This is a genomic window from Gilliamella sp. Fer4-1 (genome assembly GCF_001690515.1).
Taxonomy (GTDB): domain Bacteria; phylum Pseudomonadota; class Gammaproteobacteria; order Enterobacterales; family Orbaceae; genus Gilliamella; species Gilliamella apicola_C.
The window spans coordinates 1-12,746 of record NZ_LZGZ01000140.1; the positions used below are offsets into that span (position 1 = coordinate 1).

Consider the following 12,746-nt stretch of genomic DNA (forward strand, 5'->3'; position numbering starts at 1 on the left):
TAGACATAATGTTTTCAAAATTATGATGGCGCTATTCGGTTTAATAATATCTAATAACGTGGCGTCAATTTTATCTGCTGTAACAACAAAAGAGATTTATGGTAGTGCGCCATACTTAACTTTTGATGGTGGACGTTCGCATGCTGATTCTGTTTCTCCATTATTGTCAATTATGCTACCTGATAATAAAGTTATTAATGCATTAGAAGATGAATCAAGTATGGAAAGTCCGATAATGTTAGATAAAAAATCTGTTACTTTTGCTGATATAAAAACGTTGGTACCATTTAAAAACTATCCAAATATATTAACCGATGAAGTTATTGATAATAATGGTTATTGGCAAGATGATGATGGCGATAAGCTTAATCACACAAGCACAAGTAAATTAACTATTAACTGGCAAAATTTGGAAGGTCAAGATATAACTAGTTATGTAAAAAACAACTCAAATAGCGTATTGAATGGGTGTGATGCGCCTTATAAACTGACCTTAAAATTAGATGATATTGAAATAGTGACTCAATATGGTATACCATCAAAAAGTGGTAAATTTACAGGTGGGAAACATACCTATTATATTTACCCTAAAATTGATAAGCCTAAATTTTGTTATGCTAAACCGAATTTAGAGTTTGATCTTCATTCTAGCGAACTCCCTTATGACGGCGCGATTTCTTCTATTAACGCAGGAAATGGCGAGTGGAATAAACATAGGGGGTTTTATGCTTATAATCCAGCTAATCCTGGCGCAAATTTTCCAACCACAGGCTCCCATAATTTGTTTTTTTATTTGAGTGTTGCAGGAATGAAAGCACAAGAATTTATTAATGCAAATGGTAATACAATTAGCAAAGGGGGAGTGACATTAAAATTAAATGCTGAAAATAATTCTCCTACTGGTTTAGTTAAAATGACTTTAATTGGTCCTAAAGAAAATAACCCTAGTGCTTTCCAGCCCTCGGTTTTTTCATTGCATGGTACCCACAATGAACCATTATATAGTTTTAAACTAGAGCGTTGGTATGTGGCTAAAAAAGGTGGTGCAGGGGGGTATCAAAATGCTGTAACGTTTTGTAATAGTTTTAATGGTGGTGGGTATCGTGTAATTAAAGTACTGGACTTTTCTAATTCAAATCGAGCAGGAAGTGTTGATTGGCAAAATGGTATAATAGACGAAACTTATTTACGAAAAATTAGTTATAAAGAAAATGGTTATTGGATGGGAGGATTACTTAGCGAATGGGGGCGTATGACTCAAATTTACTACAAAGACAGTGATTGGGAGTTTTTTCAAGTAGGTGATCCGGAGTGGAAGGATGCAACTAACCGTGCATATTATTGGACATCAGATCAAAAATACAAGGGCACTAATTTTGTTGTAGAGGCTAATAATGGGCTTGTTGGTGATAGAGGGCATTCAGATCAAGATTATAGAGTAGCCTGCGTTACTCCTTAATTTGTAGTTATCATCTAAAACAGATCTAATCATGATTATTTAGACAAGTAAAGAACCCAATTTTTTGTCTAGATAATCAATAGAGTTCATACAGATGTAAACTAAGAACTAATCTGATTGCTAATTAGTTTTTAGACAATACGCCAGCAAATGCTACTTTTCTTATTTAAAAAGTAAAATGTTTAACAACTATTGATCACACACTTTAATAGAAATTAGTTTTAGATTTAAAAATACTTATGAATATAGTTAACAATAAACTATATTGTTAAAAAGTGAGTTTTGTATCAAAAAAATATTCTATAATTGTGAAAAAGCATTGATATTAAAAGGTGATAAATAAATGGAAAAAAAAATTGGTTTTATTGGTTTAGGTAACATGGGAAATGCCATATTGCAAGGTATTTTGGGTAGTAATATTGTGCCAGGAACACAAATTTATGTTTATGATCATCATCCGGAAAAAGGTCAAGTTCTTAATCAAACTTATTCAGTAAATGATCTCGATTCAGCAAGAGATGTTGCTCGTGAGGCCGATATAGTTTTTATTGCGGTTAAACCTAATGTGATTGTTGATGTACTTGTTGATATTCAAAAAGAATTAAAGAAAAATACCATCGTTATTTCAATTGCGGCAGGTGTTACCATTAAAACAATTGCCAAATGTGTAGGTTATGAGCAAAAAATTATACGAGTTATGCCAAACACACCAGCACTTGTTAATGCCGCAATGTGTTCAATTACTCCCAATACCGAAATTACGGATGAAGAATTATCTGCTGTTCAACAATTATTAAATTGTATTGGTGAAACAGAAGTTGTTCCTGAAGATTTAATTGACGCAGTTATTGGTGCAAGTGGATCTTCCCCCGCTTTTGTGTTTATGTTTATTGAAGCACTAGCTGATGGCGCGGTTAAAGGCGGATTATCAAGAAAACAAGCTTACAAGTTTGCTGCCCAAGCAGTTTTAGGATCGGCAAAACTATTATTAGAAACAGGTAAACATCCAGGTGAATTAAAAGATATGGTCTGCTCACCTGCTGGCACTACAATTGAGGGAGTGCAAATGCTTGAAGCTAAAGGCTTTCGGTCAGCTGTGATTGATGCTGTGGAAGCAACGGTTAATAAATCTAAATATCTTGCGGAAAAGTAAATATAAAATTATCTATATTTTATACTTATTAAGTAATTTTAATGGCATTACAAAACAAAAAATATGATTAAATATTAATCATTGTTGGGTGTGAGCAATATAGAAAAAGTGTTTAATGAGGAGTGAATAAAACATCTTTCTTTAGCTATGAACAATATTAATTTTAAAAATGGCAACTAATACTTGATGATTTGAATAGGTAAAATAATAACTAGTAAATTAATACTAGTTATTATATTGTTGATGTGCGAAAATATTTAACAAAATATTACAGACTTTTAATTTTCGATTATCAGCTATAAATTTAACTCTATCAATATAATTCATAAATAAAAAAGCTAAATTTACAAATCTTAACAAAAAATAAGTTTATTTACTTTAAAGCGATACGTTTTTATGTTTATAATCTAATGCATTATTTATGCTAGTTATTAGCTATTTATTTCAGGCTCTAAAAATAAAATATATTAAAAGTGAATTTAAGAAAGAGTAATTAATAAATTATTAGTTACTAGCTTGTTAATTTAATTTTATAAAGGCAAAAGCAAGTGGGAAATTTTTGAAAAATGAGATAGGAAATGATATAATGAAGAAAGAACTGCACACAGCACACAGCACACAGCACACAGCACACAGCACACAGCACACAGCACACAGCACACAGCACACAGCACACAGCACACAGCACACAATTTGAACAACTAAAAAAAATAACTTTACATATCCCGCTGTTTTTTAAAGTTTTTATACAATTTGTTTGTCATCAAGCTTGTTTGTGCATAATATCACCCAATTCACAGATTAAACGTTATATTTCCCAAGCAATTTGGGCATTATTTGGATTAATGATATCGAATAATGCTATGTCAGCATTATCCGCTGTGACGGTAAAAAAGATCCATGGTAGTTCGCCCTATTTAACCTTTGATGGCGGTGCGACTCATGCAGATTCAGTTAGTCCCTTATTATCAGTAACATTGCCTGGAAACAAAATTGTTACTGTATCAAATGATAGCTCAAGTATGGAAAAACCATTAGTATTAGATAAACTTTCAGCCACTTTTGCAGATATCAAGACATTAGTGCCTCATGAAAATTATCCAGAGGTATTGGCAGATAAAGTCATTGATGACAATGATTATTGGAAGGATGATGATGGCGATACATTTCATCGTGTCAATTCGAGTAAATTAAAAATAAAATGGGAAAATATAGAAGGGCAAGATATTACTGATTATGTGAAGCACAATGCCAATAGCTTACTTAATGGGTGTGATGCACCTTATAAATTGACGTTAGAAGTTGGGGATATGAGTATTGAAACAGAATATGGCATACCATCTCAAGGAGGTCATTTTACGGGAGGAAAACATACCTATTTCCTTTATCCAAAGGTAGATAAACCTAAGTTTTGTTACGCAAAACCAAATTTAGAGTTTGATTTTCACTCGGGTAAAATCCCTTATAATGGTGCGATTTCATCTATTAACGCAGGTAATGGTGAATGGAATAAGTACAGAGGATTTTATGCTTATAATCCAGCGAATCCTGGGGCAAACTTTCCAACCACAGGCTCTCATAATTTATTTTTTTACTTGAGTGTTGCAGGAATGAAAGCGCAAGAATTTATTAATACGAATGGTGATACAATTTCCAAAGGAGGAGTAACGCTCAAATTACATAGGGAAAATAGTTCTCCTACTGGTTTAGTCAAAATTACCTTAACGGGTCCAAGTTTAGAAAATCCCGGAGCTTTTACACCTTCGACATTTTATTGGCGAGATGCAAATAATCAACCATTATATAGTTTTAAGCTTGAGCGTTGGTATATAGCTAAAAAAGGTGGTGGTGCAGGTGGGTATCAAAATGCAGTAGCATTTTGTAATAATTTTAATGGTGGTGGGTATCGGATAATAAAAGTACTTGATTTTACTAATGGAAGGGCCAGTAGAGTCAACTGGCAAATAGGTATAGTTGAACCGTTTTATCTGAGAAAAATTAGTTATAAAGCGAATGGTTATTGGATGGGGGGATTACTTAGTGAATGGGGGCGTATGACACAGCTTTACTATAAAGACAGTGATTGGGAATATTTTCGTGTTGGCGATCCCGCTTGGGGAGATTCTAGAGCCATTTATTGGACTTCAGATGATCAAAATCGTTGGCACTATAATTATGTTGTAGAGGCCAATACTGGTGGTGTTGGTGATAGAGATCATTCGGATCAAGATTATAGAGTAGCCTGCGTTACTCCTTAATTGGTATTTATGTTTTGAACATACATTTAATTGTAACTATTTAGCAGGAAAAGTCTCTATCTTCTGCTAAATAGTTGGTCGCATCAAATACAGAAATTACTGATAAAGAATTAATTATTTTACAAACATTACTGAGTTTTATTGTTAAAACCGAGATTGTGCTAAAATTTAATTGGTATCGTTGTTAGTGCAACTGGAAAGATTCTAGCTTTTTGGTTAATATTTATTAATGAGTTAATTGATGGCTCTGTTAAATATGGATTATTAAGAAAATAAGCTTTAAATTTATAATGTTATGTGATTGGATTAGCAATTATTGATTGTTTTATTTGTGAGTGACTAATAAATCTTTTAAAAGATTGCTTGCATTAGTAAACTAATTATGAGTAAATAGACCCAAGCATACGACATGCGGATTTATTTTGTAACATTTCGATATATGTAGTTTGTAGTTTACTATGTCTTAAAGATTAGTTTTCTTCAGTATCTTCTTCTTAGTGTTAATGAGTAATCTAGGTTTTATGTTTTTGAATATAGCCTTAGTGGCTAAGATTAATTTATTTATAGGAAGATTATTATGTCTAAGAAAACTGGTCAAGTTAAGTGGTTCAACGAAAGTAAAGGTTTTGGTTTTATTTCACCTGCTGATGGTAGTAAAGATGTATTTGTACATTTTTCGGCAATTTCTGGTGATGGATTCAAAACGTTAGGCGAAGGTCAACAAGTAGAATTCTCAATTCAAGACAGTCCTCGTGGCCCTGCGGCAGCAGATGTAACCATTATCTAAGATTTACGCCTTATCTTTTATTATCTTATCAGTAAACATTTACTGGTAAGATGTTTAGTTATTAGACTTCCCGCCTTAAATCCTTTATCATTAATTAGCTATTTTATAACATAGATTATTCTCATTTTTAATGAGGTCATGAATAAACATATGATACAAAGAAAATAATGAAAAAGTTAGTATTATCTATTGCATTATTAGGTCTTTCGTCGGTTGCTATGGCTGATTCATCTCAATCATGTAATGCTTATTTTGATAAAGTTGACAGTATAGTGAAAGCTATCCCTGAAAATACTGCAACAAAGCAACAAACCAATATGATAAAACAAAATTTAGAAAACGCTAAACAACAAATTCCTTCAATGCCAGAAACTGAACAAGAATCAGCTTGTAAACAAGGCATCAATTTACTTAAACAAATTGATGCAATTTTAATTAAAAAATAAGTGTTTTATAAGCCAATTTATCATTGATTATGACGAAAATCCCAAGGGGCTATTGGATATTTATCTTTCCATAGCCCTTTTTTGTTTTGTTTTGCATTTTCCTCTAATTTTACCATTATCTTGTTGTCAGCGATCCCTTTATAACGATAAGCCCAAGCATAACCACTTTCTACCATTTTGGCATTGATATTCACCTTATTAAAAAAGATAGTACCTAAAGTTCTTTTATAGATATCTTTTTTATTTTCTTTAACAAAAACATTTTTACCCGCAATGAGTGAGGCTAAATGTTCTCGTGATGCATCACCAAAGGCTTGCCCTCTTTCTGGCGCATCAATATCAAGTAATCGAACACGAATTTTTTGCTTTTTTACCGTCAAAATATCTACTGTGTCTCCATCAATCACTCTGACAACTTTACCACTGAAATCGGCATAAGCTAGTGTATTTGATAAACAAAACAAAATAATAAAAATCAATAAGTGTTTTAAACAATTCATGATAAATAAAAAAGGTATAATAATTTGTAGCATTATACATTGATTATTGAAACTTACGACGTTGTGATGATATTTTTACTTGATAGTTAGCTATTTGTTTCATGACTGCTTCTGTGTTTATACCATGATAAACAAAATCTAACTTAGCAATGATAAATTATTTTTAATAAGAAAATAGCATTATATTCAGCCACACTTATATTGTGTATGGCTGATTGAGGTAGGGAGACTTTTAAATTAAAAAGTATTGGTATCTTGGAATAAACCTACTTTTAAATCAGATGCTTGGTAAATTAATTTTCCATCAACAAAAACTTCACCATCACCAATACCCATAATTAATTTACGGTTAATTACGCGCTTAAAATGGATTTTATAAGTCACTTTTTTATTTGTTGGTAATACTTGTCCGGTGAATTTTACTTCACCAACACCTAAAGCTCGTCCTTTACCTTTACCGCCAATCCAGCCTAAATAAAATCCCACTAATTGCCACATAGCATCAAGTCCTAGGCAGCCAGGCATAACTGGATCGTTTTTAAAATGACATTTAAAAAACCATAAATCAGGATTAATATCAAGTTCCGCCTCGACAAAACCTTTACCAAAATTACCACCGTTTTCATTCATCTCGATAACACGATCCATCATTAACATTAAATCAGATGGTAATGGGGGACCATCATGGCCAAATAGTTCATTATTTCCTGATTTAATTAAATCTGCTTTATCGTACGATGATTTACGTTCAAATGTCATAAAAAAACCTTTTATTTAATATAAATTAAAACATGCTTAAAAAAATTGAAAGTTACCTAGTTCTTATTTATTCCATAATGAATAAAATTTTGGGCTAAAGTTTATTGGGTATTGTTACTTTTTGCAATATTTTTGCCATTTAGTTAGCCAACTATCTTGTTTTTTGTCTTGTAATAATGCTGCCTGCATACGTGCGTGAATTAATTGGTAAAGATTGATATTACTTTTATCTTTATACGGAATACCTGTAAGCAAATAAAGAGCATCGGCAATATGTTCAACTGTCCATATTGAAAACTTCTCTTGTTCAATAGCTTCAATGACTTTATCACTTAAACTTAGATGGCGTTGATTGGTAGCTGGTATGATCACTCCTTGTTGACCTGTTAAGCCTTGATGCTGACAAACGGCAAAAAATCCTTCAATTTTTTCGTTAACACCACCAATTGCTTGAACATGACCAAATTGATCCACTGAACCGGTTACAGCCAATTGCTGATCGATAGGTTGCTGAGATAAAGCGCTAATGATTGCACAAAGTCCGGCAAGTGAAGCACTATCACCATCAATTTCACTATATGATTGTTCAAAAACCAAAGAAGTCGAAAAAGGTAATTGGTGATTAAATGCAAACTCAGACATGATAAAGGCCTGCATTATCATCATTCCTTTTGAATGAATATTACCAGCTAATTCTGTTTTGCGTTCAATATCAATGAGTTCACCATCGCCAAAATGAATAAGGCAACTTAAACGTGTCGGTTCACCAATCGCTTTTGGATGTCCAGGATATTCAATTACCGATAAACCATTTATTTGTCCAACGACTTGATCTTTCGTATTAATCATTATTTGATTACTAAAGATTTCATCATGCACTCTATCTTGCAAATAATCTTCGTGCCATGACTTTTTCTTTATCGCAGTTGTAATCGCTGATTCATCTATTACATTATTTTGCATAAAGTAAGTTGCATTGACTAATAATGAATTAACCCAATCAACAGACAAGGGGAGGTAATATTGGTCACCAGTATAGCGAGTTGCTACTTTGTAAATTTTTGCTATAGCCGAGGTATCAATATCAGGTAATTGCTGTTTATGGGCAATAAATTTTAAGTATTTAACCCAGTGTTCAAGTTGTTCAGATGATTTAATCTGTAATTCATTTTCAAATTCAGTGTAAATAGATGTTGAATAAAATTCAGGTTCGAAATCTTGTAATTCTGCTAAACTTAATCTATCCCCGACTAAAATAATACGTAAATCAAGTGGCATAGGCGGAATAGATAAGGGTAAAGGATGAGATTCGTCAGATGAACTCCACTCAAATTCTTGTTTTATGACCATTTGCTTTAGCTTTGTCCATAGCGATGGTTGGCTAAGTAACGAGCGAAGACCTAAAATTAAAACGCCACCATTAGCACGATGAACAAGGCCTGCTTGTAATTTAATTGGACCATGTTCAGGTTGTCTAACACAACCAAAAAGTTTTTCAGTATCAACAGAAGAGGCAAATAAACAATTGTCTTGAGCTGCAAAATTATCTTGCTTGCTTTTCGCTTTGGTTAGTGTAATTTTACTTTCGCTAAAAAAATAACTATAACCGAGCGGGGCTGGTGATAAATCACATTTAATGGCTTGCCTTAGTAAATCAAAAAGAAGCTCACTTTCAGGTGCTTTAAGCAATATAAAACGTGGGCTATAACATTCTCTTTTTGGGGAGCATAACAGGGATAAAGCAGATGCAGCGCGAGGTTGCCACATGAGTAAATGTTCTGATTTTTCTGATGCTAATACTGTTGAAGTATTCGTCGTGTTTTTGCGTTTAGAAAAATAAGATAAATCAGGTTGGATTTGTTGTGCGTTGAGTTGTGTAATGGCCAAAATTATTGTCTTTTTGTTAGCTTATTTCATCTTGAAATTATAACAAGTATCCGAAGTATCGCCAACAGCTTACCAAAATCTTTATGCTAACAAATAAAAAATTTACAGAAAGATTTTTCAAAATCGGGTAAACTAAGTCAAAATTTATTGTTTATTTAGCTTCACTATCACCATTATCAACGACTAAACATGCTCAAAATCAAAAATACTTACTTCAAAGACGATCGTGCCTCACAAATTGTTAGCTGGGGGCATTGGTTTACGTTGTTTAATATTTTTGTTGTAATTTTGCTTGGTAGTCAATATTTACTTATTGCTGATTGGCCTCGTACTTTTATGGGACGGTTTTATGCAATCATTAGTGCTATTGGCCATTTCAGTTATTTGACCTTTGTTGCTTATTTAGTTCTACTTTTTCCGTTAAGTTTTTTTATTCATTCGTCTCGATGGCAAAGGATTATTGCAACGATCTTTGCAACAGTCGGTATTTCGTTACTGATTATTGATATTGAAGTTTTTTCGCATTTTAGAATGCATCTTAATTTGTCGATTTGGCAATTATTCTCATCGCAAAAAGTTTCTTATTTAAGTACGGTATTTATTGCCATTCCCTTTGTTTTATTGATTGAGATTTTATTTTCATTATGGAGCTGGAAAAAACTACGTAGCTTAAATAAACGCAAATGCTATGCAAAACCAGTAGTGATTTTTTTTATTATTTGCTTCGTTGCCTCACATTTGATCCATAGCTGGGCTGATGCTAATTTTTATCGACCTATTACCATGCAACGCTCAAGCCTTCCGCTTTCTTATCCTTTAACTGCTCGCCATTTTCTTGAACGATATGGCTTTATAAAAGAAAACGGTTATCGCGATCGTGTTGCTCAAGAAGGCAATCCTTTTGCGATGGCAATTGAATACCCATTAGGACGCCTTGTTTATGATAAACAACCGATAAAAAATAATGTGCTTATGATTGTTATTGATGGGTGGAATACAAATTTATTAACTAAACATATGCCTAGGTTGAATGCATTTGCTCAAGATAATATTACCTTTACAAATCATTACGGTGCAAGTAATCAGTCATATTTGAATGACTTTTCATTATTTTACGGATTAGATCCTAACTACTATAATAGTATTTTAGTTGGACATAAACCTTCAGTATTGTTCGAGGTTGTGACTAAACAGCGCTATAATTTAGGTCTGTTTTCAGCAGACGGTTTTGCTGAACCTTTATATCGTTCTGCATTATTATCTAATTTTTCAATACCAGAGCCTAAAAAACAATCCAATAAACAAATAACCGAAAATTGGAGAGCATGGCATGAAGAACAGAATCATCTTGATAATCATGCACCTTTATTTTCTATCATCCAATATTCGTTAGGTGATAAAAACAAAAAAATTGCGATATCTGATCTTCAATCAGAAGCTAAAAAGTTAGATCAGTATATTGAATCCTTAATTGCTTATTTAAGATTATCGAATGCTTACAATGATACGGTGATTATTATTACTGGTACGAATGATATTAAAATTGACGAGGTGAAGAAAGTAGCATCACGCAATACAAGTAGTGGCTTTAAGAGGGAATCATTAAAAGTACCATTGATTATATCATGGCCGAATAAAGAAAGTGCTCAAATAACAGAAGCAACTTCGCAAACTGATATTATGCTTACATTAATGCAAGAGGTATTTTATGTTACTACGCCACCTCAACAATATAGTCAAGGTAAAAACTTATTTACTCGAAAGCCTAGACAATGGCTAGTTGCTGGTGATGAAAATACTATAGCTGCACTTTATGATGATAAAACGGTTGTTTTAGATGCTTTTGGTCGTTCTAAAATTTATGATATTAATGGTAAGTTGCAAAAAGAAGAAAAAATTAGCTTACCAATCTTTTTGCAAATCGTCACTGAAAATCGCCGTTTTATGGTCGTGGATAATTGATTTAGCTTTTGAATAGAATAATAAAAAGAGGTGAATTACTTCACCTCTTTGCCCATTGCTTGTAAATCGGCATGATAAGACGAACGCACAAAAGGCCCGCAAGCAGCATGGGTAAATCCCATATTTAATGCTGTTTGCTTCAATTCTTCAAATTCTTGTGGTGACACATAACGTTCAACTGGTAAATGATATTTACTCGGTTGTAAATATTGGCCCAGCGTTAACATAGTCACACCATGACTACGTAAATCCTTTAATACTTGAATTAACTCTTTGTTTGTTTCACCTAGTCCAACCATCAACCCCGATTTTGTTGGAATTTCTGGATGCCGCTCTTTAAACCTAGCCAGTAATTTGAGGGATCCTTCATAGTTAGCACCAGGACGGATCTTTTTATATAAACGTGGGATATTTTCTAAGTTATGATTAAACACATCAGGTGGGTTATTGCTTAACACTTCAATTGCTTCATTAATACAGCCACGAAAGTCAGGTGTGAGTGTTTCAACTTTTATATTTGGGTTTAATGCTCTAATTTCTCGAGTACAATTAGCAAAATGGCTAGCTCCACCATCTTTTAAATCATCCCTATCAACCGAGGTAATAACAACATAGCGTAATTTCATTTCTTGAATGGTTTGCGCTAGCTTAATTGGTTCTTTACTGTCTGGTGGTAATGGTCTACCATGAGCTACATCACAAAATGGGCAACGGCGGGTACAAATATCGCCCAAAATCATAAAAGTAGCTGTACCATGGTTAAAGCATTCAGCTAAGTTAGGGCAAGAGGCTTCTTCACAGACTGAATGCAATCCATGTTTGCGCATGGTGTTTTTGATATGTGCAATATTATCAGAGTGAGCAGATAGCTTAATTCGCATCCATTCAGGTTTTTTAAGTGGCGTTGCATCTTCTAATGTGATTGTTGGGATTAAGCGTGTTTTGTCAGCATCACGATATTTTGAGCTTCTGAGTGTTATTTCATTATTTTGCATAATTGGTATCTTATTTTTGAGGTAACTGCTTAATAAAATTATTAGTTAATAGTTGTTTTATCTCTTTATGATTAATTTGAGACACATATTCTTTTAGTTGCGTCATTTGTAATCCGGCGTAGCCACAAGGGTTAATGTTATTAAAAGGGGAAAGATCCATATCAACATTGAATGCAAGCCCATGTAAAGTGCAGCCACGACTGATATGCAAACCAAGTGAACAAATTTTTTTTTCGTTAATATATACTCCCGGTGCATTAGACTTTGCATGAGCTATAATACCATAATGGAGTAATGTTTGAATGACGCTATTTTCTAAATAACTAACTATACCTCGGATACCTATCTTAAGTCTTTTTAAATCAAATAAAATATACATGATTTGTTGACCTGGAGCATGGTAAGTAATTTGACCACCGCGATCGGTCTGAATAACTGGGATATTTGTCTGATTTAATAAATGTTCTGCTTTACCAACTTTACCTTGGGTAAATATGGGTTCATGCTCGACTAACCAGATTTCATCAAGAGAATGCTCAT

11 protein-coding genes are annotated in these 12,746 nt (G+C 33.1%); 6 read left to right on the top strand and 5 right to left on the bottom strand.

What is annotated here, in order from left to right:
- From A9G30_RS04865 to A9G30_RS04885, 5 genes are all read left to right on the top strand, one after another.
- On the top strand, positions 1–1,459 hold a 1,459-nt coding region (locus A9G30_RS04865), incomplete at its 5' end, for a hypothetical protein (protein ID WP_218057725.1).
- 343 nt (positions 1,460–1,802) lie between these two features.
- Complete coding sequence (gene proC, locus A9G30_RS04870) at positions 1,803–2,612, top strand: pyrroline-5-carboxylate reductase (RefSeq protein ID WP_065588237.1); 810 nt, start codon at positions 1,803–1,805, stop codon at positions 2,610–2,612.
- Between the two features lie 845 nt (positions 2,613–3,457).
- A complete protein-coding gene (locus tag A9G30_RS04875) occupies positions 3,458–4,870 on the top strand; it encodes a hypothetical protein (protein ID WP_065588238.1) in 1,413 nt (470 codons plus the stop codon).
- 577 nt (positions 4,871–5,447) lie between these two features.
- Positions 5,448–5,657 (top strand): transcription antiterminator/RNA stability regulator CspE, encoded by a 210-nt coding sequence (gene cspE, locus A9G30_RS04880; protein ID WP_034909833.1) that lies wholly within the window; start codon positions 5,448–5,450, stop codon positions 5,655–5,657.
- A 167-nt stretch (positions 5,658–5,824) separates the two neighbouring features.
- Positions 5,825–6,103, top strand: coding sequence for a DUF5339 domain-containing protein (locus tag A9G30_RS04885; RefSeq protein ID WP_065581834.1), 279 nt, complete (start codon positions 5,825–5,827; stop codon positions 6,101–6,103).
- 20 nt (positions 6,104–6,123) lie between these two features.
- Here A9G30_RS04885 and A9G30_RS04890 read toward each other — a convergent pair whose 3' ends face one another.
- The 3 genes from A9G30_RS04890 to A9G30_RS04900 form a co-directional block, all read right to left on the bottom strand.
- Positions 6,124–6,636, bottom strand: coding sequence for a thermonuclease family protein (locus tag A9G30_RS04890; protein ID WP_081295687.1), 513 nt, complete (start codon positions 6,634–6,636; stop codon positions 6,124–6,126).
- Between the two features lie 204 nt (positions 6,637–6,840).
- Complete coding sequence (gene fabA / locus A9G30_RS04895; RefSeq protein ID WP_065581835.1) at positions 6,841–7,362, bottom strand: bifunctional 3-hydroxydecanoyl-ACP dehydratase/trans-2-decenoyl-ACP isomerase; 522 nt, start codon at positions 7,360–7,362, stop codon at positions 6,841–6,843.
- A 114-nt stretch (positions 7,363–7,476) separates the two neighbouring features.
- Positions 7,477–9,129 (bottom strand): AAA family ATPase, encoded by a 1,653-nt coding sequence (locus tag A9G30_RS04900; protein ID WP_065581862.1) that lies wholly within the window; start codon positions 9,127–9,129, stop codon positions 7,477–7,479.
- Between the two features lie 309 nt (positions 9,130–9,438).
- Here A9G30_RS04900 and A9G30_RS04905 point away from each other — a divergent pair, with 309 nt between their 5' ends.
- A complete protein-coding gene (locus tag A9G30_RS04905; protein ID WP_065581836.1) occupies positions 9,439–11,211 on the top strand; it encodes a DUF3413 domain-containing protein in 1,773 nt (590 codons plus the stop codon).
- Between the two features lie 35 nt (positions 11,212–11,246).
- Here the strand turns inward: A9G30_RS04905 and lipA are convergent, their stop codons facing one another.
- Positions 11,247–12,206, bottom strand: a complete 960-nt coding sequence (gene lipA / locus A9G30_RS04910; protein WP_065581837.1) for a lipoyl synthase — start codon at positions 12,204–12,206, stop codon at positions 11,247–11,249.
- 10 nt (positions 12,207–12,216) lie between these two features.
- The coding region (gene lipB, locus A9G30_RS04915) for a lipoyl(octanoyl) transferase LipB (protein WP_065588239.1) at positions 12,217–12,746 on the bottom strand (530 nt) is incomplete at its 5' end.